This is a genomic window from Microbacterium sp. NPDC089190 (genome assembly GCF_040701795.1).
Taxonomy (GTDB): Bacteria; Actinomycetota; Actinomycetes; order Actinomycetales; family Microbacteriaceae; genus Microbacterium; species Microbacterium galbum.
On sequence record NZ_JBFBHF010000002.1, the window covers coordinates 57,660 to 79,559 of the forward strand.

The 21,900-nt window shown below is 71.5% G+C and carries 17 protein-coding genes; 10 read left to right on the forward strand and 7 right to left on the reverse strand.

The genetic code is table 11. The annotated features are described in order from the left end of the window. From hydA to AB0230_RS06145, 9 genes are all read left to right on the forward strand, one after another. The gene (gene hydA, locus AB0230_RS06105; RefSeq protein ID WP_363389560.1) at window positions 1-1,437 is read left to right on the forward strand and encodes a dihydropyrimidinase; all 1,437 of its coding nucleotides are present in this window, start codon (window positions 1-3) and stop codon (window positions 1,435-1,437) included. 11 nt (window positions 1,438-1,448) lie between these two features. Next, window positions 1,449-2,477, forward strand: coding sequence for a TIGR03842 family LLM class F420-dependent oxidoreductase (locus tag AB0230_RS06110; protein ID WP_366374594.1), 1,029 nt, complete (start codon window positions 1,449-1,451; stop codon window positions 2,475-2,477). A gap of 7 nt (window positions 2,478-2,484) precedes the next feature. Then, on the forward strand, window positions 2,485-3,438 hold the full coding sequence (locus AB0230_RS06115) for an ABC transporter permease subunit (RefSeq protein WP_363578609.1): 954 nt from the start codon (window positions 2,485-2,487) through the stop codon (window positions 3,436-3,438). After that, a complete protein-coding gene (locus tag AB0230_RS06120; protein ID WP_315994660.1) occupies window positions 3,435-4,229 on the forward strand; it encodes an ABC transporter ATP-binding protein in 795 nt (264 codons plus the stop codon). The genes AB0230_RS06115 and AB0230_RS06120 overlap by 4 nt, the downstream gene beginning before the upstream one ends. Next, window positions 4,226-5,008 carry an ABC transporter permease subunit gene (locus AB0230_RS06125; RefSeq protein WP_363578607.1) on the forward strand — a complete coding sequence of 261 codons (783 nt, stop codon included), beginning with the start codon at window positions 4,226-4,228 and terminating at the stop codon, window positions 5,006-5,008. The genes AB0230_RS06120 and AB0230_RS06125 overlap by 4 nt, the downstream gene beginning before the upstream one ends. A gap of 72 nt (window positions 5,009-5,080) precedes the next feature. Further along, window positions 5,081-6,253: an ABC transporter substrate-binding protein gene (locus AB0230_RS06130; protein ID WP_366374597.1), complete on the forward strand. Its 1,173-nt coding sequence runs from the start codon at window positions 5,081-5,083 to the stop codon at window positions 6,251-6,253. 213 nt (window positions 6,254-6,466) lie between these two features. Then, window positions 6,467-7,726, forward strand: coding sequence for an LCP family protein (locus AB0230_RS06135; RefSeq protein ID WP_366374599.1), 1,260 nt, complete (start codon window positions 6,467-6,469; stop codon window positions 7,724-7,726). A gap of 85 nt (window positions 7,727-7,811) precedes the next feature. Then, a complete protein-coding gene (locus tag AB0230_RS06140) occupies window positions 7,812-8,972 on the forward strand; it encodes a glycoside hydrolase family 3 N-terminal domain-containing protein (RefSeq protein WP_366374601.1) in 1,161 nt (386 codons plus the stop codon). A gap of 97 nt (window positions 8,973-9,069) precedes the next feature. Continuing rightward, complete coding sequence (locus AB0230_RS06145) at window positions 9,070-13,224, forward strand: DUF3418 domain-containing protein (RefSeq protein WP_366374603.1); 4,155 nt, start codon at window positions 9,070-9,072, stop codon at window positions 13,222-13,224. Between the two features lie 245 nt (window positions 13,225-13,469). On the opposite strand, the gene AB0230_RS06150 is transcribed toward AB0230_RS06145, so the two are convergent. Beyond that, window positions 13,470-13,964, reverse strand: coding sequence for a MarR family transcriptional regulator (locus tag AB0230_RS06150; protein WP_315994666.1), 495 nt, complete (start codon window positions 13,962-13,964; stop codon window positions 13,470-13,472). 40 nt (window positions 13,965-14,004) lie between these two features. Here AB0230_RS06150 and AB0230_RS06155 point away from each other — a divergent pair, with 40 nt between their 5' ends. Then, window positions 14,005-14,898: an EamA family transporter gene (locus AB0230_RS06155; protein WP_366374606.1), complete on the forward strand. Its 894-nt coding sequence runs from the start codon at window positions 14,005-14,007 to the stop codon at window positions 14,896-14,898. Between the two features lie 26 nt (window positions 14,899-14,924). Here AB0230_RS06155 and AB0230_RS06160 read toward each other — a convergent pair whose 3' ends face one another. The 6 genes from AB0230_RS06160 to mmsA all read right to left on the reverse strand — a co-directional run bounded on the left by AB0230_RS06160 (window position 14,925) and on the right by mmsA (window position 21,849). Next, window positions 14,925-15,746, reverse strand: a complete 822-nt coding sequence (locus AB0230_RS06160) for a DUF2807 domain-containing protein (RefSeq protein ID WP_366374608.1) — start codon at window positions 15,744-15,746, stop codon at window positions 14,925-14,927. Beyond that, window positions 15,743-16,408 carry a response regulator transcription factor gene (locus AB0230_RS06165; RefSeq protein WP_315994669.1) on the reverse strand — a complete coding sequence of 222 codons (666 nt, stop codon included), beginning with the start codon at window positions 16,406-16,408 and terminating at the stop codon, window positions 15,743-15,745. Before AB0230_RS06165 ends, AB0230_RS06160 begins: the two co-directional genes overlap by 4 nt. Then, window positions 16,396-17,718, reverse strand: a complete 1,323-nt coding sequence (locus tag AB0230_RS06170; RefSeq protein ID WP_366374610.1) for a sensor histidine kinase — start codon at window positions 17,716-17,718, stop codon at window positions 16,396-16,398. The genes AB0230_RS06165 and AB0230_RS06170 overlap by 13 nt, the downstream gene beginning before the upstream one ends. An 81-nt stretch (window positions 17,719-17,799) precedes the next feature. Then, complete coding sequence (locus AB0230_RS06175) at window positions 17,800-18,987, reverse strand: substrate-binding domain-containing protein (protein WP_366374612.1); 1,188 nt, start codon at window positions 18,985-18,987, stop codon at window positions 17,800-17,802. Between the two features lie 71 nt (window positions 18,988-19,058). Next, entirely contained in the window at window positions 19,059-20,336 is a 1,278-nt protein-coding gene (gene mmsB, locus AB0230_RS06180; protein ID WP_315994672.1) for a multiple monosaccharide ABC transporter permease, read from the reverse strand. Then, window positions 20,323-21,849 (reverse strand): multiple monosaccharide ABC transporter ATP-binding protein, encoded by a 1,527-nt coding sequence (gene mmsA / locus AB0230_RS06185; protein ID WP_315995257.1) that lies wholly within the window; start codon window positions 21,847-21,849, stop codon window positions 20,323-20,325. The genes mmsB and mmsA overlap by 14 nt, the downstream gene beginning before the upstream one ends. Between the last annotated feature and the right edge of the window lie 51 nt (window positions 21,850-21,900).

Below are 21,900 nucleotides of genomic sequence, written 5' to 3' on the forward strand. Positions count from 1 at the left end.
GTGGGCACCACCCTCGTCTCCGGCGGCACCGTCGTCTCGGCCACCGGCCGCACCGCCGCCGACGTGCTGCTGGACGGCGAGACGATCGCCGCGGTCCTCGCGCCCGGCTCCACCCTGCTCGGCCATGACCTCGCGGCATCCGTCGACACCGTCATCGACGCCACGGGCAAGTACGTCATCCCGGGCGGCATCGACGCGCACACGCACATGCAGCTGCCGTTCGGCGGTACGAGCGCCTCCGACACCTTCGAGACCGGGACCCGAGCCGCGGCGTGGGGCGGAACGACCACCATCGTCGACTTCGCCGTGCAGCGCGCCGGCGAGCGCGTGCAGGACGGCCTCGCCCACTGGCACGAGCTCGCGGCGGGTAACTGCGCGATCGACTACGGGTTCCACCAGATCGTCGGAGGAGTGGATTCCGACTCCCTCGCCGCTCTGCCCGGATTGATCGACGAGGGCATCTCGAGCTTCAAGATGTTCATGGCGTACCCGGGGGTCTTCTACGCCGACGACGCGCAGATCCTCCGCGCGATGCAGGTCGCGGCCGACACGGGGTTGCTGACGATGATGCACGCCGAGAACGGCCCGGTCATCGACGTGCTCGCGGAACAGCTGATCGAGAAGAACAAGACCTCGCCGTACTTCCACGGCGTCGCCCGCGCGTGGCAGATGGAAGAGGAGGCCACCCACCGCGCGATCATGCTGTCGCACCTCACCGGCGCGCCGCTGTACGTCGTGCACGTCAGCGCCAAGCAGGCCGTCGAACAGCTCGCGTGGGCCCGCGACAACGGGCAGAACGTCTTCGGCGAGACGTGCCCGCAATACCTCTATCTCTCGCTCGAAGACCAGCTCGGCGCCTCGAGCGACGAGTGGGGCGACTTCGAGGGCGCCAAGTGGGTGTGCTCCACTCCCCTGCGGTCGAAGCACGAGGGCCACCAGCACCACATGTGGCAAGCGCTGCGTACGAACGACGTCCAGATGGTGTCGACCGACCACTGCCCCTTCTGCATGAAGGACCAGAAGACACTCGGCCAGGGCGACTTCCGGGCGATCCCCAACGGCATCGGCTCAGTCGAGCACCGGATGGACCTCATGTACCAGGGCGTCGTGACGGGGCAGATCACCCTGGAGCGCTGGGTCGAGCTGACCAGCACGACCCCGGCGCGCATGTTCGGCATGTACGGCAAGAAGGGCGTCATCGCCCCCGGCGCCGACGCCGACATCGTCGTCTACGACCCGGCCGGACACACCTCGATCGGAGTCGGCAAGACCCACCACATGAACATGGACCACTCCGCGTGGGAGGGCTTCGAGATCGACGGGCACGTCGACACGGTCATCTCGCGCGGCAAGGTCGTCGTCGACGACGGCGCGTACCTCGGCGCCAAGGGCGACGGACGCTTCGTCAAGCGCGGCCTGAGCCAGTACCTGGTCTGAGAGGAGACCCCATGGATTTCGGCGTCGTCCTGCAGACCAACCCGCCCGCCGCCCGCACGGTCCAGCTCTCGCAGCTGGCCGAGGCCCACGGCTTCAGCCACGTCTGGACCTTCGACTCGCACCTGCTGTGGGAGGAGCCCTACGTCGTGCACTCGGCGATCCTCGCAGCCACGCGACGGGTCACCGTCGGACCGTTCGTGACCAACCCCGCGACCCGGGACTGGACCGTCACGGCCTCCACTTTCGCGACCCTCAACGAGATGTACGGCAACCGCACGATCTGCGGCATCGGCCGCGGCGACTCGGCGGTGCGCGTCACCAACGGTCGGCCCACGACTCTGAAAGCGCTGCGGGAGTCGATCCACGTCATCAGGGAGCTCGGCAACTCCCGAGCCGTCGAGTACAACGGCGCGACGCTGCAGTTCCCCTGGAGCCGCGGATCGAAGCTCGACGTGTGGGTGGCGGCCTACGGCCCGCTCGCCCTGAAGTTGACCGGCGAGGTGGGCGACGGGTTCATCCTGCAACTGGCCGACCTCGACATCGCGGAGTGGATGATCAAGACGGTCCGTCAGGCCGCCGAGAACGTCGGCCGCGACCCCGACGAGATCGCCTTCTGCGTGGCCGCACCGATGTACATCGGTGAGGACACTCCGGAGAGCCGCGCGCACATGCGAGAGCAATGCCGATGGTTCGGCGGGATGGTGGGAAACCACGTCGCCGACATCGTCGCGAAGTACGGCGTCGGCTCCGACGTGCCCGCCGCGCTCACCGACTACATCGCCGGGCGCACCGGGTACGACTACAACTCGCACGGCAAGAGCGACAACGACCACGTCGACTTCGTGCCCGACGAGATCGTCGAGCGGTTCTGCGTGCTCGGCACCGCCGAGGAGCACGTCGCCAAGCTCGAGAAACTGCGGGCGCTGGGCGTCACCCAGTTCGCCGGCTACCTCCAGCACGACAACAAGGAGGAGACGATGCGGGTCTACGGCGAGACGGTCATCCCCTCGCTGTCCGAGCACGTGACGGCGAAGCAGTGAGCACCCCGTGACCGATCAGGTCCTGACCCCGGGCGCCACCGAGGTCGTCGGTGCGGCCCGCTCCTCGCGGGGACGCGGGATGGCCGCCCGGATCGGCTGGGGAATCGCCGGAGTGACCGCGGTCGTCGTGCTGTGGGAGCTGTACAAGTTCCTCGGACCGGCGGACGGCGTGACCGTGGGCGGGGACGGATCGGCGGGGTCGGGTGTCATCCTGCTCCCCCGCACCCACGACCGCGCCATGCCGCACGTGTGGGACATGGTCGCGCGGATGTTCGCCCCGACAAGCGGGGGCGACACCCCGCCCCTGATCCTCTCGGTACTCCAGGCGGCCGGAACGACCCTCGGGCTGGCCGCCCTGGGATGGCTCATCGGCGTCGTCGTCGGCGCCCTGCTGGGGATCGCGATGCAGCGCTGGCGGCTGGTCGAAGCCGGCCTCCTCCCGTGGATCGTCGTCAGCCAGATCGTTCCGCTGATCGCCTTCGCGCCCGTCGTCAACGCGCTCGGAACGCAGATCGACCGCGGCGGATTCCCCTGGCCGCAGTGGCTCTCGGTCGCCCTCATCGCGTCGTACCTCGCGTTCTTCCCCGTCGCGATCGGCATGCTCCGCGGGCTCGATGCCCCGGACGCCCTGCACCTCGACCTCATGCGGTCAGGCTCCGCCGGGTGGTGGCAGACGCTGGTCCACCTGCGCCTGCCCGCGGCCGTGCCGCATCTGCTCCCCGCTCTGCGTCTCGCGGCGGCATCCGCCGTCGTCGGCGCCGTCGTCGCCGAGGTGTCGATCGGACTGCGCGGCGGGATCGGCCGCATGCTCATCCAGCTCGCCGGGCAGGCGTCGTCCGACCCGGCCGCCCCCTGGGCGCCGACTCTCGGCACCGTCGTCATGGGACTCGTCGCGGCCCTCGGCGTGGCCCTCATCGGCGTCGCCCTTCATCGATTCCGTCGCGGGGAGGACACCGCATGACCACCACCACCGCTGTTCGGGCCCGCGGGCTCGGAAAGGTCTTCCCGAGCGCCGGCGGCGAGGTGATCGCCCTGACCGACGTCGATCTCGACATCGCCGCCGGGGAGTTCGTCTCGCTCATCGGCCCCTCCGGCTGCGGCAAGTCGACGCTGTTGCGTCTCATCGCCGACCTCGACACGGCCACCAGTGGAGAGCTCACCCTCGCGGGCAAGACCGCGCGGCAGGCGCGACTCGACCAGGACTACGGCATCGCGTTCCAGCAGGCGGGGCTCCTCCCCTGGCGCACGGTCGCGGCGAACATCGCCCTGCCCCTCGAGCTGCACCGCTGGACCCGCGCCCGCCGCGACGCGCGCGTCGCCGAACTCGCCGACCTCGTGGGTCTCACCGACTTCGTCGGGCGCTACCCCGACCAGCTGTCCGGCGGCATGCAGCAGCGCGTCGCGATCGCCCGCGCGCTCGCGGCCTCACCGCGACTGCTGCTGATGGACGAGCCGTTCGGCGCCCTCGACGAGATGACCCGCGAGCGGCTGCAGTCCGAGCTCGCGCGCATCGCCGCCGAGACCGGGGCCACGGTCGTCTTCGTCACGCACTCGATCCCCGAGGCGGTGTTCCTCTCCGATCGCGTTGTCGTGATGAGTCCCCGACCCGGACGGATCACCGAGGTCGTCGACACCCGACCGGGCCGGGCCCGCGACGACCTCCTCCGGGAGTCGCCGGAGTATTTCTCGCGCGTCACCGCCGTCCGCGAAGCGCTCCACGGCTCGCCCCTGCACCGGGCGAACGAGCGATGACGGCCGCTCGACTCCCCGGGTGGGTGCGGCTGCTGGCGCCCCTCGTCGTCGGTGTCGCCGGACTCGCCGCGTGGTACGCCTTCGTCGCCTCGGGCAGCGCCCCACGGATGCTGCCCGCCCCCTTCGCGGTGGCGAACGAGTTCGTCGATCGCTTCGGCCTGATCGCCGAGGCCGCGGGGATCACGGGGACGAACGCCCTCGTCGGCCTCGTCGCCGGCAGCCTGCTCGCGATTCTGTTCGCCGCCCTCGCCGCCACCTGGCGTCCCGTCGACGGCATGACCGCACCTCTCGTCGCCGCGCTCGCCGTCGTCCCCATCGTCGCGCTCACCCCGATCTTCAACACGATGTTCGGCGCGTCGAGCCAGTTCGGTCGCCAGGCGGTCGCCGGGATCGCCGCGTTCGTCCCGGTGTTCGTCAACACCCTCCGCGGCCTCCGTCAAACCAGGCCCGTCCAACGCGACTTCTTCCGCGCCACCGCCGCGAGCGGGGGCCAGACGTTCCTGCGCCTCACGCTCCCCACGGCCCTGCCGTATCTCGTCACGGGCGTGCGGGTCGCGGCATCCCTCGCCGTCATCTCCGCCCTCGTCGCCGAATACTTCGGCGGGCCCGCCGACGGTATCGGCACCGCGATCGCCACCTACGCCAAGTCCGGCCGCGCCTCTCTCGCGTGGGCGTTCGTGGGCGGGGGCATCGTCATCGGCCTCGTCTTCTTCCTCGTCACCTCGCTGCTCGAACGCCTCGTCACCCGCCGCCTCGGCGCGGGCCGTGCGCCGAGCTGACCGGCGTCCGCCCTCCGACGAAAGAGCCTGCACCACCCGACACACGCTCCACCCGAACCGGAAGGACCTTCCATGAGACACAGCACCCGACGCACGCTCGGCGCGATCGCCGGCGTCGGCGTCGCCGCCCTCGCGCTCTCCGCCTGCTCCGGCGGCGGCTCCGCGCCCGCGGCATCCGACGCCGACTTCACCCCGCTCACCTCGGTGAAGCTGCAGTTGCAGTGGCTGCCGCAGGCGCAGTTCGCCGGCTATTACGTCGCCCTCGACAAGGGCTACTTCCAGGAGGAGGGCTTCGACGACGTCGAGGTGCTGCCTTCCGGCGGCGACATCGTCCCGCAGGACGCGCTCGTCGCCGGCGACGTCGATTTCGCCGTCGCGTGGGTACCCAAGGTTCTCGGGACGCTCGAGAACCAGGGCGTCGAGCTGACCGACATCGCGCAGGTGTTCCAGAAGTCGGGCACCACCCAGGTGTCGTGGAAGGGCTCGGGCATCACGAGCGTCGACGACTTCGAGGGCAAGCGGATCGGCTCGTGGGGCTTCGGAAACGAGTGGGAGATCTTCGCGGCCATGGCCGACAAGGGCCTGGACGCCTCGACCGTGCAGATCACGACGCAGGACTTCTCGATGAACGCCCTCCTCGACAAAGACGTGGATGCCGCGCAAGCGATGACCTACAACGAGCTCGCGCAGCTGCTCGAGACGGTGAACCCCGCCACGGGGAGGCTCTACACGATGGATGACATCGACGTGATCTCGTACGAGGACACCGCGGGCGCGATGCTGCAGGACGCCATCTGGGCGGACACGACGCGCCTGGCCGACGACCCGGCCTACGCCGACGCCGCCACGCGCTTCCTCAAGGCCGTGATCAAGGGCTGGGTCTTCGCGCGCGACAACCCCACCGAGGCCGCGGACATCACCTACACCGCCGCGACGGCCCCGGGCGTCGACGCCTTCCCGGTCGGCCCCACGCACCAGCTGTGGCAGATGAACGAGGTCAACAAGCTCATCTGGACCGGCGGCGACTTCGGCATGATCGACGCCGACGCCTGGAAGAAGACCGTCGATGGCGCTCTCAAGGCGGTCAACCAGGACGGGCTCAACCTCATCACGGCGGAGCCGGCGGCATCCGCGTATTCCAACGACTACATCGAAGCCGCTCTCAGCGCCCTGAAGGACGAGGAGGTCACGGTCGACGGCGACTACACGCCGATCGACGTGACACTCACCGAGGGCGGGCAGTAGGACGCGAGGAGCCGAGGAGGCGGGGCGGCCGGGTCATCCGGCCGCCCCGCCGTCGTGTCTGCGCGTCGTCTCCCTCGTGCGCGGTCGGCGGAATCGAGCCGGGCGTTTGATCGCTGCTCCCGGCTCCGCCGAAGGTGACCACCGCGCCGCTCGTGCAGCCGGTGCGCGGCCCGGCACCGGGACGAGCCGGCTCCCGCGTGGTTGACTGACCCCATGCACGCCAGCCCCGCCCCGAAGCACGCGCGCCGCCGGCCCGAGTCCGGGCTCCGCCGCGGGCTCACCCTGCTCGCGATCGCCGTGGCCGTGATCGTCGTCGCCGGGGTGGCGGTGGGAGGCTTCTACGCCTGGTCGCTGACGAGCCGCCTGCAGGAGGCCTCGGTTCCGCTGAAGGACGCCCCGGCCGAGCCCCCGGCCCTCAGCGAGTACAACGAGCCCTTCGCGGTGCTGGTGGTCGGCACCGACGAGTGCGACGACGTCGTGGCCGCGGCGTTCGGCCCGCGCTGCACCGACCCCGAGAACGACGGCGCGCGCAACGACGTCAACATGCTGCTGTACGTCTCGGCGAACCCGCGGCGCGCCACCGTGGTGTCGTTCCCGCGCGACCTGCAGGTCGCGATCCCGGAGTGCACCAACGACGACGGCGCCGTCTTCGGCGGCACCGACCGCGCCTCGATCAACACCGCGTTCGAAGACGGCGGTCTGTCGTGCGTCGCCGACACCATCTCGAACCTCACCGGGCAGAGCATCCCCTTCGCCGCGAAGGTCAGCTTCGGCAACGTCGTCAACATCACCGACGCGATCGGGGGCATCGAGGTGTGCATCGGCGGCGAGGGGATCGACGACCCGGATGCCGGCATCCAATGGGAAGCCGGCCCCCGCACGGTCAAGGGTTTCGACGCCCTCGCCTTCCTGCGCACGCGCAAGGGCATCGGCGACGGCAGTGACCTCGCCCGCATCGGCAACCAGCAACAGTACATGTCGCGCCTGGTCAACAAGCTCCGCAGCGACGAGGTGCTGTCGAACCCGGGCACCCTCATCGGTCTGGCGAACACGGCCGTCAACAACATCCAGCCGAGCGAGAGCCTCGCCGACCCCGTCCGCATCGCGCAGCTGGCGTACACGCTCAAGGACGTGCCGTTCTCCGACATCACCTTCGTGCAGTACCCCGTCGTCGACGACCCGTACGACAGCAACCGCGTCGCGCCCGACGAGGCCTCGGCCCAGGTGCTGTTCGAGGCCCTCGCCGCCAACGCGCCCCTCACGATCACCGGCGAAGCCGGCCGCGGCGTGGTCGCCGACCCGTCGGCTCCCACCGAGGAGCCCACCGCGCCGGCCGAGCAGACCCCCGCTCCGGATGCCACCGATGCCACCGCCTCGCCCGACGCGAGCGCCGCCCCGGGCGTGGTCGATCTGCCCCAGAACATCAACGGCACGAAGGCGGACCAGGCGACCTGCTCGGCCGGCAACGGCTGATCCCGACCACGACGTCGCCGTCCGACGGGCGCACGCCCCCGCGCACGGAGACCGCACACTCAGGTCGATGGGACAGCATCGAGGGGTGAAGACCTCCGCCCGCTTCTCGCTGGTCGTCGTGACCGCAGCGTTCGCCCTCGCCGGGTGCGCGCCCGCGGCCGCCCCGTCGACCCCGACGGCATCCGCCACTCCCACCCCCACCCCGACGCCCAGTCCCACGCGCACGCCCGATCCCCTGGACGGCATGAGCCTGGCCGACAAGGTCGGGCAGCTGTTCATGGTGGGCACCTCGGTCGACGGTGCCGATGCGACGACGGTCGCGGCCGTGCGGGACGACCACATCGGTGGGATCTTCCTGCACGGACGATCGGATGCCGGCACGGAGGCGATCGCGAACCTCGTGAGCGGATTCACCTCGACGGTGCCCGCGGGTCGACCGCCGCTGTGGGTCGCCACCGACCAGGAAGGCGGGACGGTGCAGGTGCTGTCGGGTCCGGGATACGACGACATCCCGTCGGCGCTCGATCAGGCGCAGTCCGATGACGTCGCCCTGCGCGCGAGCGCTGCGACGTGGGGGACGCAGCTCGCCGCCGCGGGGGTGAACATGAACCTCGCGCCGGTCGCCGACATCGTCACGAGCGCGGAGTTCGCGGCATCCAATCCCCCGATCGGCGAGCTGGCCCGCGAGTACGGCTACGACGAGGCGACGGTCGCCGCGAAGGCGGGTGCGTTCGCCGCCGGGATGCGAGACGGCGGGGTGCTGCCGACGTTCAAGCATTTCCCGGGCCTCGGACACGTCGACGACAACACCGACTACTCCACGGGCGTGACGGACGACACGGTCACCGCCGACGGACCCGACGTGGGCGTGTACTCCACGGTGCTGCCGCAGGGGCCCGCCGTCGTCATGCTCTCGACGGCGATCTCCGCGCAGATCGACCCCTCGGCCCCCGCCGCCTTCTCCCCCGCGGTGGTGGGCGTGCTGCGCGACCGCGTGGGGTTCGACGGGGTGGTCACGGTCGACGACCTCTCGGCCGCGCGCCAGGTGCAGCCCTGGTCGCCCGCCGACCGGGCGACGCTGGCGGTCGACGCCGGCGTCGACCTGCTGCTCGTCTCGGCCGACCCGTCGGTGTACCCCGAGATGCATCAGGCCGTGCTGTCGCGCGCCGAGTCCGACCCCGCCTTCGCCGCGAAGGTGGATGCCGCCGCCCGCCGCATCCTGGCCCAGAAGGCCGCGATGCCCTGAGCTCTTGCGCGAGTCTCCACGATTCGTCGCCTCCGACACCGGCGGAGCGACAGATCCTGGCGACTCACGCGCGCTGCGGGCGATACGCTGGAAGGCTGTGTCTGTCGAACCCGTCATCGTCTACCCGCCCGAGCTGCCCGTCAGCGCGGCCCGGGACGAGATCGCGCGCGCCATCCGCGACCACCAGGTCGTGATCGTCGCCGGGGCGACGGGCTCCGGGAAGACCACGCAGCTGCCCAAGATCTGCCTCGAGCTCGGGCGCACCTCGATCGCGCACACCCAGCCCCGCCGCATCGCCGCGCGCACGATCGCCGAGCGCATCGCCGAGGAGATGCAGGTCCCCCTCGGTTCCACCGTCGGCTACAAGGTGCGCTTCACCGACAAGGTGTCGGCCGACACGCGCGTGGCGCTGGTGACCGACGGCATCCTGCTCAACGAGATCCACCGCGACCGGCTCCTGCGCCGCTACGACACGATCATCGTCGACGAGGCGCACGAGCGCTCGCTCAACATCGACTTCCTGCTCGGCTACCTCCGCCGCATCCTGCCGAAGCGCCCCGACCTCAAGGTCATCGTCACCTCCGCGACGATCGACCCCGAGAGCTTCGCGCGGCACTTCGCCGCCGCCCCCGCCGAGCCCGGCGGCGAGCCGGTGCCCGCGCCGGTGATCGAGGTGTCGGGGCGAACGTATCCGGTCGAGATCCGGTACCGGCCGCTCGACGGGGCGGACGAGGTTCCCGACGACGCCGACGACGAGACTCCGCATGCCGGGACCTCGACTCCGCACCCGAAGAAGCCCCGCAGCCCCGCACGGCCGACCGCCACGTCCGGCCGCTCCGCCGACGACGTCGACGAGGTCGGAGCCGTCGTCGCGGCCCTCCGTGAGCTCGACCGGGAGCCCGCGGGCGACGTGCTCGTGTTCTTCCCCGGTGAGGCCGAGATCCGGGATGCGGCGGATGCCATCCGCGGGGCATATCAGAAGGACGCCGCGCCCACCGAGGTGCTCCCCCTGTACGGCCGCCTCTCCGCCGCCGAACAGCACCGCGTGTTCGAGCGCTCCACCGTCGCGGGTGTGCGCCGCCGCGTCATCCTCGCCACGAACGTCGCCGAGACGAGTCTCACGGTCCCCGGCATCCGGTATGTCGTCGACACCGGCACCGCGCGCATCTCGCGCTACAGCAACCGCTCGAAGATCCAGCGCCTGCCGATCGAGGCCGTCTCGCAGGCGTCCGCGCAGCAGCGGTCCGGCCGCGCCGGCCGTACGTCGCCCGGTGTCGCGATCCGCCTCTACTCCGAAGACGACTTCCTCCGCCGTCCGGAGTACACCGAGCCCGAGATCCTGCGCACGTCGCTGGCATCCGTCATCCTGCAGATGCTGTCGCTCGGGTTCGGCGACATCCAGGCGTTCCCGTTCCTGACCCCGCCGGATTCGCGCGGCGTGAAGGCGGCGTTCGACCTGCTCGTCGAGCTCGGCGCGGTGAAGCTGCCGGCACCGGGTTCCGAACGCCGCGATCCCCGCGGCGACGGCGACCCCTCGCGCCAGCGGGGTGGGCGGGGAGACGATCGCGGCCCCCGCCTCACCGAGATCGGCCGCGAGATCGCGCGCCTGCCGATCGACCCCCGCTTCGCGCGCATGCTCATCGAGGCCCGCCGCAACGACGTGTCGAGCGAGGTGCTCGCGATCGTGTCGGGCATGTCGATCCAGGACGTGCGCGAGCGCCCCGAGGAACGCCGCGAGGAGGCCGACCGCTTCCACGCGCGCTTCACCGACCCCACCAGCGACTTCCTGTCGCTGCTCAACCTCTGGGACTACCTGCAGGAGAAGCAGGCCGAGCTCGGCTCGAGCGCGTTCCGACGACTCTGCCGCAGCGAGCACCTCAACTACGTGCGGGTGCGCGAATGGATCGATGTGCACCGGCAGCTGCGGTCGCTGGGCGCCGAGCGCGGGTCGGGCGACGGCGGGCGCGCGGGGAGCCCTGCCCCACGGCGCACCGGACCCGCCCCCTCCCGAGCAGAACGCGGATCATCGACCGTCGACCACACCACCGCCCCCGAGGGACACGCCGCCGGCGACGCGATCCACCGCGCGATCCTGTCCGGGCTGCTGTCGCACCTCGGCATCCTGGATCCGCGCACGATGGCGCAGACCAAGGACCGCAAAGCCCCGGGCGACGCCCGCCCCGTCAAGGGCGAGTACATCGGCGCGCGCGGGGCGCGGTTCGCGATCTTCCCCGGCTCGGGGCTGAAGAAGAAGCGTCCCTCGGCCGTGATGGCCGCCGAGCTCGTCGAGACGTCGCGCTTGTTCGCCCGCACGGTCGCCGCCGTCGACCCCGCGTGGGCCGAAGAGCTCGCGCCCGACCTCGTCAAGCGCTCGCTGAGCGAGCCGCACTGGTCGAAGGATGCCGGCTCCGCCGCGGCCTACGAGAAGGTCACCCTCTTCGGGGTCGAGCTCGTCGGCCGTCGCCGGGTGCAGCTCGCGCGCTTCGATCGCCCTCTCGCGCGCGAGATGTTCGTGCGCCACGCGCTCGTGGAGGGCGAGTGGGACCCCTCGGTGCTCGACAAGCGCCTCACGGCGTTCCTGCGCCGCAACGTCGAGCAGCGCCGCCTGCTGGAGAAGATCGAGGAACGCGAGCGCCGCCGCGACATCCTCATCGGCGACGAGGCGGTCTTCGCGTTCTACAACGCGCGCATCCCCGCTGATGTCACCGACGTGCGCTCGTTCGAGACGTGGTGGAAGGATGCCGTCACCCGCACGCCCCACCTGCTCGACCTGCGCGAGTCCGACCTCACCGGCGACCGGGCGCAAGGCGACGACCGCGCCTTCCCCGCGCGCTGGCGCCAGGGAGACCAGACCCTCAACCTCGCGTACCGCTTCGAGCCCGGTGCCCCCGACGACGGCGTGACGGTCGTCGTGCCGCTGCCGTTGCTGGCTCAGCTGCGCCCCGACGGGTTCGACTGGCAGGTGCCGGGCATGCGCGACGAGCTCGTGACCGCGCTGCTGCGAGCCCTGCCGAAGACGATCCGCCGCAACGTCGTGCCCGCCGCCGACTGGGCTGAGAAGTTCTCCGCCGAGCTGGCCGAGAGGGGCCCCGAGCACACGGGCGGTCTGCCGAAGACGCCGCTGGTCGACGCCCTCGCCGCCCAGGTGCAGCGCGTGGCCAACCAGCGCGTGAGTGCTGCCGACTTCGAGCTCGAGCGCGTCCCGGGGCACCTGCTCCCGTCGTTCCGCGCGGTCGATGCGCGCGGGCGGGCGATCGGCAGCGACCGCGACCTCGGCGCCCTGCAGCGCCGCCTGGCCGACAGGGCCCGCTCCAGCGTGGAGTCGACGATCGCCCGACCGGCGCAGAGAGCCGCGAAGGTCGCCGAGGCCTCCCCCGCGTTCGCCGCGCGCACCAAGCTCACGACGTGGGACCTCGACGAGCTCACCGAGGTCGTCGACACGCCCGTCGCCGGCGGCGTCGTCCGCGGCTACCCGGCCCTCGTGGATGAGGGGGACAGCGTCACGCTGCGCGTCGAGGCGACGCCCGAGGATGCCGCGCGGCACACGCGCACCGGCATCCGACGCCTGATGCTGCTGGCCGTGCCCTCCCCCGCCACGTACGTCCTCGACCACCTCACCGCGAACGAGAAGCTCGCCCTCGCGGCATCCCCGTACCAGAATGCGAAGGCGCTGATCGAGGACGCCCGTGTCGCCCTCGCCGACGACGTGCTCCTGCGCGAGGCGCCGGCCGGTGTCGTCCGCACGAAGGCCGAGTTCGAGCGCGTGCGGGATGCGTTCTCCGCCGTCTCGGTCGAGCGCACGTTCCAGACGGTGTCGCTCGCCGCGAAGATCCTGCTCGCGCAGCGCGAGGTGGAGAGGGCGATGAAGGATGCCGCCTCCATCACGCTGTTGGGCGCGCTGAACGACGTGCGGGGTCAGGTGGCGGGGCTGCTCTTCCCGGGCTTCCTCTCGCGCACGGGCCTGCATCGGCTGCAGCACTACCCGCGCTACCTGGCGGGGGCGCTGGAACGTGTGAAGACCCTGTCGGACAACCCCGGTCGCGACCGCCAGCGGCAGACCGAGTACGAGCGCTCCGCGACCGCGTTCGCCGAGGCGGGCGGTGTCATCCCCCTGCCCGCCGATGCTCCCGCGAACCTCGTGCAGACGCGGTGGCTGCTGGAGGAGCTGCGCGTGAGCCTGTTCGCTCAGCGCCTCGGCACGGCCGAGCCGGTGTCGCCCCAGCGCATCACGAAGGCGCTGAAGGGCGCGTAGGCCGCCGAGGCGGCACGACCGAGCCCCCGGTGCGGGACGTTCGCGTCCTCACGGGTGAATCGCCGCACTTCGCCGCCCAGGCACACCGCACCCGACCATGTCAGGCAACCCGAGCGGGCGCGCCGGCAGCGGCAGCAGCGTGAGATGCCGCACATGGCCGCGCGGGCACACCCTGAGCGACGAAGTCAGGCAACCCGAACGCCCCCGGCCGCGTCGTGCGCTCGCCGTGCAACCGTCCGTCGCACTCACACGCCGAGCGACGCGCCCCACTCCCGCAGGAGGCCCTCGAGCGTCCGCCGCTGAGGCGGGGTGAGGCCCGCGAGCAGGCGTTCCTCGTTCGCCACGTGGGCTGCGAAGGCCTCGTCGATCACGCGTCGCCCCGCCGTGGTGAGGCGGATGACGCGTCCTCGTCCGTCGTCGACGTCGGCGTCGCGCACGACGAGACCGGATGCCACGAGGCGGTCGACGCGTTTGCTCACCGCTCCCGTGGTGACCATCGTGTGCCGCGCGAGCTCGCCGGGGGCGGCCGCGAACGGCTCCCCCGCACGCCGCAGCGCGGCGAGGATGTCGAACTCGCCCTCACCCAGGCCGTGGCGACGGTACTCCGCGACCAGTTCCTCGCGCAGGTGGTCGGCCAGTCGATGCAGGCGTCCGATCACGTGCAGGGGGGAGACATCGAGGTCGGGACGCTGGGCGCGCCACTGGGCCGTGAGGGAGTCGACGCGGTCGGGCGTTGTCATGGCATCCATCTTATCTTCCACGGAAGCTATTGTGTCTTCCATGGAAGCTACGTTGCGCACCGTCGCCGTGACCGCCGTCGCCCCGATCGCGTGGGGCGCCACCTACGTCGTGACGCGGCACGCGCTGCCGGCCGACGCTCCGCTGTGGGGCGCGGCGCTGCGCGCCCTGCCGGCTGGGCTGCTGCTGTGGGCTCTCGCCCGACGCCGCCCGCGCGGATCGTGGTGGGCGAAGGCGCTCGTGCTGGGGCTGCTGAACTTCGCGGCGTTCTTCGTGCTCGTGTACGTTTCCGCACACCTGCTGCCGTCGTCGATCGCCGCCTCGGTCATGGCGCTCGCTCCCCTCGCCCTCGCGGGGATCGCGTGGCCCCTGCTCGGGCAGCGGCCGACGGTGCGGTGGGCCCTGGCCTCCGCCGTCGGCATCGCCGGCGTGCTGCTCGTGGTGGGTGGGAGCACCGGAGCGATTCCCCCCGTCGGCGTCATCGCCTCCCTTCTCGCCCTGATGGCGTCGTCATCCGGGGCGATCCTCACCACCCGCTGGCGTGACGAGACGCCGCTGCTCGCCACGACCGCCTGGCAGCTCACCGCCGGAGGACTCGTGCTCGTCGTCGTCGCCGCCGTCGGAGAGGGCCCTCCGCCTCGAGTGGATGCCGCGGGGGTCGCCGCCTATGCCGGGATCGCGGTCGTGGCCACCGCCCTGGCGTTCGTCTGCTGGTTCACGGGTCTGCGACACCTTCCGGCCGGAACGGTGGGCCTCATCGGACTGCTGAACCCGGTGACCGGGGTGCTCCTGGGCGTCCTCGTGGGCGGGGAGACCCTCACCGGTCCCCAGCTCATCGGCATCGCCGCGGTTCTCGCCGCCATCGCCGCCACCCACGCGCGGCGGCGGAGTTCGCGGCGTTCCACGCGCGGACCCGTGCCCTCCCCGAAGGGATGAGCACGGGGCGCGCGGGGAGCGGATGGTCACGAGCGCAGGCGCACCTCGCCCATCGTCGCCGTGACATCGACCTCGGCGGTGGCCGTGGGGCTCTGCCGCAGACCGTTGTCGACCTGCCCCAGACCGTCGTCGATGCTCACGCGGTACTCGTCGTCCGGCAGACGGAGGTCGACGGACCCGGCCGTGAGCTGCACATACGTGCGGATCGGGGTGGATCCGCGCAGGTGCGCCGTCACCTCTCCCCCGGTCACCTCGAACGCGGCGGTGCCGACGTCGCGCAGCTGCACCGAGGCCGATTCCCCCGATATGTCCAGCTCGAGCTCCCCCGCCGCGCCGTTCAGCGAGGTGGTCCCGCCGGCGACGCGGACCGAGACCGTGCCGTAGTCGCCCTGGAGGTCGAGAGCGCCGCCGCTGACCTGCGCCTCGACACCGAGTCTCGTCCCCGCCCACTGGCGCGGAAGGGTGATCGTGGCGGATGATCCCCCGCCCCAGTCGACGAACGACCGGTTCGGCGAGGCGACGCGCAGCGCGTCTCCGCGGCGTTCGAAGGTCCAGCCCGCACGACCGGTCGCGGCATCCAGCCGTGCGCTGTCGACGTCGCCGTAGGCGATCGTCAGGGCTCCCCCGGTGACGTCGATGTCGAGCGACCCCACCGCCTGCGCCGCACCGTCGACGCGGACCGATCCGCGGTCGGCGTCGCGCAGCACGACGACCGCCGAGGCGGCGGTTCCGGCGACCGTGCCGAGGGCGACGCACGCGCCCACCACGATCGTGACGATCGACACCGCGAAGGCGGCGACGCGACGACGGGGCGGCGCAGGGGCGGCGGGAGGTGTGTCGATGGTCATGAGGTCGCTCCGGTGTGGTCGTGGCCCAGGTGCACGAGAGCGGCGATGACGCGGCGGTTGCCGGTCTCGTCCTGCTCCAGGCCGAGCTTGGTGAAGATGGCGGTGATGTACTTCTCGACGCTCGCCTCGCTGACGAACAGCGCCCCGGCGATCGCCTGGTTCGAGCGCCCCTCGGCGATCAGGCCGAGGACGGCCCGCTCGCGGTCGGTGAGGCTCTGCAGTCGCTCGTCGCGGCGACGCCGTGTGAGCAGCTGCGCGACGACCTCGGGATCCAGCACGGTGGCACCGTCGGCGATGGAGGCAACGGCGGCGAGGAAGTCGGCGACGTCGGCCACACGGTCCTTGAGCAGATAGCCCAACGCGCCCTGCCCGTCGGCGATCAGGTCGCTCGCGTAGCGCTCCTCGACGTACTGCGACAGCACGAGCACCGGGAGCCCCGGATGCCGCGACCTCAGCGCGATCGCGGCGCGGATGCCCTCGTCGGTCCAGGTCGGCGGCAGCCGCACGTCGAGGATGCACAGCTGCGGCGCCGTCGCGGCGACGGCGGCGTCCAGGCCGTCCGCGTCGGGCAGGGCCGCGACCACCTCGTGGCCGTCGTCGGCGAGCAGGCGCACGAGGCCCTCGCGCAGGAGGACGGAGTCCTCGCAGATCAGGATGCGCACGGGACGTTCACCTCCACCGTCGTCGGTCCGCCCTGGGGGCTATCGATGCGGGCCGTGCCGCCCGCCGCCGTGACGCGATTGACGATCCCGTCCAGGCCGCCACCGGGCACGATGCGCGCCCCGCCCAGACCGTCGTCCTCGACGCGTGCCCACAGCGACCCGTCATCGCGCACCCGCACGTCGACACGGCAGGCGGCGGCACGGGAGTGCTTGGCGGCGTTGGTGAGGGTCTCCGCGATGGCGAAGTACACGGCCTCCTCGGCCGCCCGCCCGCAGCGGCGGGGCAGGCGCACGTCAAGGGTGACCGGGATGTGCGAGCGCGACGCGAGCGCCGAGAGGGCGGCATCCAGGCCCCGATCCTCGAGCACCGAGGCGTGGATGCCGCGGGCGAGCTGCCGGAGTTCCGTGATGGCCGACTTGGTCGAGGCGTGCGCCTCGGCGACGAGGGCCTTGGCCGCCTCGGGGTCGTCGTCGATCTTGGTCTGCGCGAGTCCGAGGGTCATGCCGATCGACACGAGCCGCGGCTGGACCCCGTCGTGCAGGTCGCGTTCGATGCGCGTGCGCTCGACCTCGGCCGCGCGGACCGCTCCGGCCCGACGGGTGTCGGACGTGCGGGCCTGCTCGACGAGCTGCGCCTCGCGGGAGGGGACGAAGATCGCGCGCACGATCACGCCGTGCAGGATCGCGAGGCCGATGACGGTCGCCACCCCGACGATGACGGCGATGACCCCCACGAGGGGGACACCCGCGCCGCTCAGCGGGATCAGATCGAGGAAGCGCGTGTTCGACCAGCCGAAGATCGGGCTGACGGCGAGGGCGAGGCCCCACGCGAGTCCGGCGAGGGCGGTCACCGTCACGAGTCCCATCACCGTCGCGATCGAGAACGAGGCCACCGCGCGCCACTGCAGCGGGTCGATCGCCTGCAACCAGATCGAGTGCAGCACCCCGACGAAGCCCGGCTTGGCACTGCGGCGCGGCCGCAGCGGCGCGAGACCGAGATCGTAGAGCCCGTCGACGCGCGCACGTTCGAACCAGGCGACGGCGAAGAGCGCGTAGACGAAGACGACCAGCACGACGACGCCCACGAGAAGCGCCGCGAGCAGCCCGACGCCCGAGCCCAGCATGCTGAACAGCCCTGTGAAGACGGCCGGCCCGATCACGCCCAGCGCGGCCAGGTGCGCGACGGCAGCGGCGACGCGCCCGGGCGAGGCGACACGCACCCGCTCCGGCACACCGCCCGTCGGCGGGGCGGTCTCGACGGGCCCGCCGGGAACCGGCGGAGGGGGCGGGAGGACGGATGCCGTGGTCATGCGTTCCACGCTAGGGCGCGGTCGGCGCGGGCACCGCCCGGTCAGCCCCCGCGCGGGTTCGGGTTATCCCGAATCACGCGGTCACAGCTCGTCGGCGGAGATCCACCCCGAGGCGATCAGCTCTTCCACGTCGTCGGCGCGCAGGATGCTCGGCGCCACCTCGTCGCCGGCCTCGTCGGGCGCGTCGCGGTCGGCGAGCAACGCCTCGACGGCGTCGGCGGTCGCCGACACGAGTGCCCGCGGATCGGCGAACACGGTGGCGTCGAGGTCGCCGTCGCGCAACGCGCGCACGGTCGGCGCGTCGGCTCCCGATCCGACCACGAGCGGTGAGGGGGCGGGCTCGGCATCGCCGTCGCCGCGGTCCGTCGCCTCCGGGGAGGGCGTCGGCGTGGCGGTCTCGCCTTCGGCCTCGGGAGCCTCGGTCGTGAGCGCGGTCACCACACCCCGGGTCACCGCGTCGCCGAGCGCGAGCACGGTCGTGGGCACGTCGCCGGGGTCACCCGCCCGGAGCTCGCGCACGCGCTCCTCTGCCGCGTCGGCCTGCGCCTGCGCGGTCCGACCGCCGACGGCGGCGGCCTCGGGGGTCGCACCCGACACGATCTCGATGCGGCCGTCCGCGACGGCCGGCTGCAGGGCGGCGAGGGCGGCGGCGTAGCGCTCGACCTCCCAGGCGTCGGAATCCGCGCCGCTCAGCACGGCGACCCGGGCCGTCTCGGCCTCGGCGGTCTCGGTGCCCGGCGTTCCGGGCGTGGCGGCCGGGCTCGGGCTCGACGACGCCGTCGCGGTGCGCGGCGCGTCGGCGAGATCGGCGAGAAGCGCCTCCGCCTGCGCGCGCCCGAGGGCGGCGGCGTCGAAGGCGACCGCTCCCCCCACGTCGAGTCCGTCGAGCGACCGCCCGAACGCGACGACCGGCACCCCCGCCTCGTCGGCGGCGGCGATCGACGCGGACAGGTCTCCGGATGCCAGGGGCGCGACGACCACGGCATCCACGCTCTTCGTGAGCATGTTCTGCACCTGGGCGGCCTGCGTGCGAGCGTCGGAGGCTGCGAACTGCAGGTCGACGCGGTACCCGCGCGCGGAGAGTTCGCGGCTGAGCGCGTCGCCGCCGCGACTCCACAGCGCGTCGGCCGTCGTCGGCAGCGACACCCCGATGACGCCCGCGCCGTCGTTCGAGCCGGGGGCGGTCGCCGGCGCCGGGGAGCAGGCGGCGAGAGCCACGGTCACGGCGACCAGGGCCGCGGCCGCACGGAGCGCGCGCGAAGGTGTCATCCGATCCATCCTCCCCCACGCGACAACGCCCCGCCGCACGAGGCGACGGGGCGTTGCAGGGAGAGCGGGACTCAACCGCGGGTGCGGTTCTTGTTCCACACGTCGAAGGCCACGGCCAGCAGCAGCACGAGACCCTTGATGAACTGCTGCACGTCGGTCGAGATGCCCATGAGCGACATGCCGTTGTTCAGCACACCCATGACCAGACCACCGGCGATCGCGCCGACGACGCGGCCGACGCCACCCTGCACGGCGGCACCGCCGATGAAGGATGCCGCGATGGCGTCCAGCTCGAAGAGGTTTCCGGCGCCGGGGCCGGCCGAGTTCAGGCGGCCCGTGAAGACGATGCCGGCGAGGGCCGCGAGCACTCCCATGTTCACGAAGAGCAGGAAGTCGACGCGACGGGTGTTGATGCCCGACAGCTTGGCCGCGGTGCGGTTGCCGCCGATCGCGTAGATGTGGCGGCCGAAGACGCTGCGGCTCATGACGGTCGAGTACCCGATGATGAGCAGCGCCAGCACGACGAGCACGATGGGCGTGCCGCGCGATCCGGGCGCGACACCCAGCAGGTAGGTGAGGTACGCGATGAGGGCGCCGCCACCGATGACCTTCACCAGGAACGCCGCGGTGGGCTCGTTCTGCAGCTCGAGGGCTGCGCGCTTGGCGCGCTGACGCACCTGCGACGCGACGAAGAGCACGAGGGTGAGCACTCCGAGGGCGACGGTGATCCACTCGGCCGGCGAGCTGGTCGCCGGGAAGAGGTCGGGGAACAGGTAGCCGCCGCCGAGCTGGCGGTACTCGGTCGGGAAGGGCGTGATCTGCGTGTTGCCGAGCGTCATCTGCGTGAGGCCGCGGAACAGGAGCATGCCCGCCAGGGTCACGATGAAGGCCGGGATGCCGATGTAGGCCACCCAGAAGCCCTGCCACATGCCGACCACCGCGCCCAGCACGAGGGAGAGCAGGATGCCGAGCCACCAGGGCAGGCCCCACTGCACGATCAGCACGCCCGAGACGGCGCCGACGAAGGCCGCGACCGATCCGACCGAGAGGTCGATGTGACCGGCGATGATGATCATCACCATGCCGATCGCGAGGATCAGGATGTAGCTGTTCTGGACGATGATGTTCGACACGTTGCCCGCGGTGAGCAGGCGCCCGCCGGTGAGGGCCTGGAACAGCAGCACGATGACGATCAGCGCGATGAAGATGCCGATCTCGCGCAGGCGCGAGGTGAAGAACTGCACGATGCCGCCGGCACCGCTGCCACTGCCGTTACCGGCGCCACCGCCGACGGGGCCCTTCGGCGTTGAGGGACCCTGCGGGGTCACCGTGTTGTCAAGCGCTGACATGGTCGGCTTCCTTTTCCTTCGTCATGAGCACCATGAGGGCCTCCGGTGTGGCCTCTTCGATGGGCAGCTGGCCGGTGATGTGGCCTTCGCTGAGGGTGTAGATGCGGTCGCAGATGCCGAGGAGCTCGGGCAGCTCCGAGGAGATGACGAGCACCCCCTTGCCCTGTGCCGCGAGGGAGTTGATGATCGTGTAGATCTCGTACTTGGCACCGACGTCGATGCCACGGGTGGGCTCGTCGAGGATGAGCACCTCGGGGTCGGAGAACAGCCACTGCGACAGCACGACCTTCTGCTGGTTGCCGCCGGAGAGCTTGCCCACGACCACGTCGACGCTGGGCGCCTTGATGTTCATCGACTTGCGGTAGCGGTTGGCGACCAGATACTCCTCGTCGCCGTCGACCCAGCCGCCCTTCACGAGCTTGCGCATCCCGGCGAGCGAGATGTTGCGCTTGATCGTGTCGATGAGGTTGAGCCCGGCGCCCTTGCGATCCTCGGTCACGTAGGCCAGACCGCTGCGGATCGCCGCGGGGACGGTCGAGGTGTCGGCCTTCTGCCCGCGGATGTAGACGCTGCCGGAGATCCGCGAGCCGAAGCTCTTGCCGAAGACGCTCATCGCGAGCTCCGTGCGACCCGCGCCCATGAGACCCGCGATGCCGACGACCTCGCCGGCGCGCACGTTCAGGTTCGCCTGGTGGATGACGGTACGGGTGGCATCCGTGGGGTGGCTGACGTTCCAGTCCTCGATGCGCAGGACCTCCTCGCCGATCTCCACGTCGCGGTCGGGGTACCGGTTCTCCAGCTCACGGCCGACCATGCCGCGGATGATGCGGTCTTCGCTGGTGCCGCCGGTCGCGACGTCGAGCGTCTCGATCGTGCGGCCGTCGCGGATGATGGTCACCTCGTCGGCGATCGCGCGGATCTCGTTGAGCTTGTGGCTGATGATGATGCAGGTGATGCCCTGGCCGCGGAGGTGGCGGATCAGATCGAGCAGGTGCTCGGAATCGTCGTCGTTCAGGGCCGCGGTCGGCTCGTCGAGGATGAGGAGCTTGACGTCCTTCGACAGCGCCTTGGCGATCTCGACGAGCTGCTGCTTGCCGACGCCGATCTCGTTCACCGGCACGTCGGGGCTGTCGCCGAGTCCCACGCGCGCGAGGAGCTTCGAGGCCTCGCGGTTGGTGGCATCCCAGTCGATGAGACCACGGTGGGTGATCTCGTTGCCGAGGAAGATGTTCTCGGCGATCGAGAGGTAGGGGCTCAGCGCGAGCTCCTGGTGGATGATGACGATGCCGGCCGCTTCGCTGTCGCGGATGTCCTTGAACTCCACGGTCTGGCCGTCGAAGACGATCTCCCCGCGGTAGTCGCCCGCGGGATACACACCGCTGAGCACCTTCATGAGGGTCGACTTGCCGGCGCCGTTCTCGCCGCAGATGGCGTGGACGGTCCCGCGCTCGACGGTCAGCGACACGTCGGCGAGCGCGATGACGCCGGGGAACTCCTTGGTGATCGAGCGCATCTCGAGGATGGTGCTCACGAGGTCCTCCTTGCAGAACCGGCTCGTGGCCGG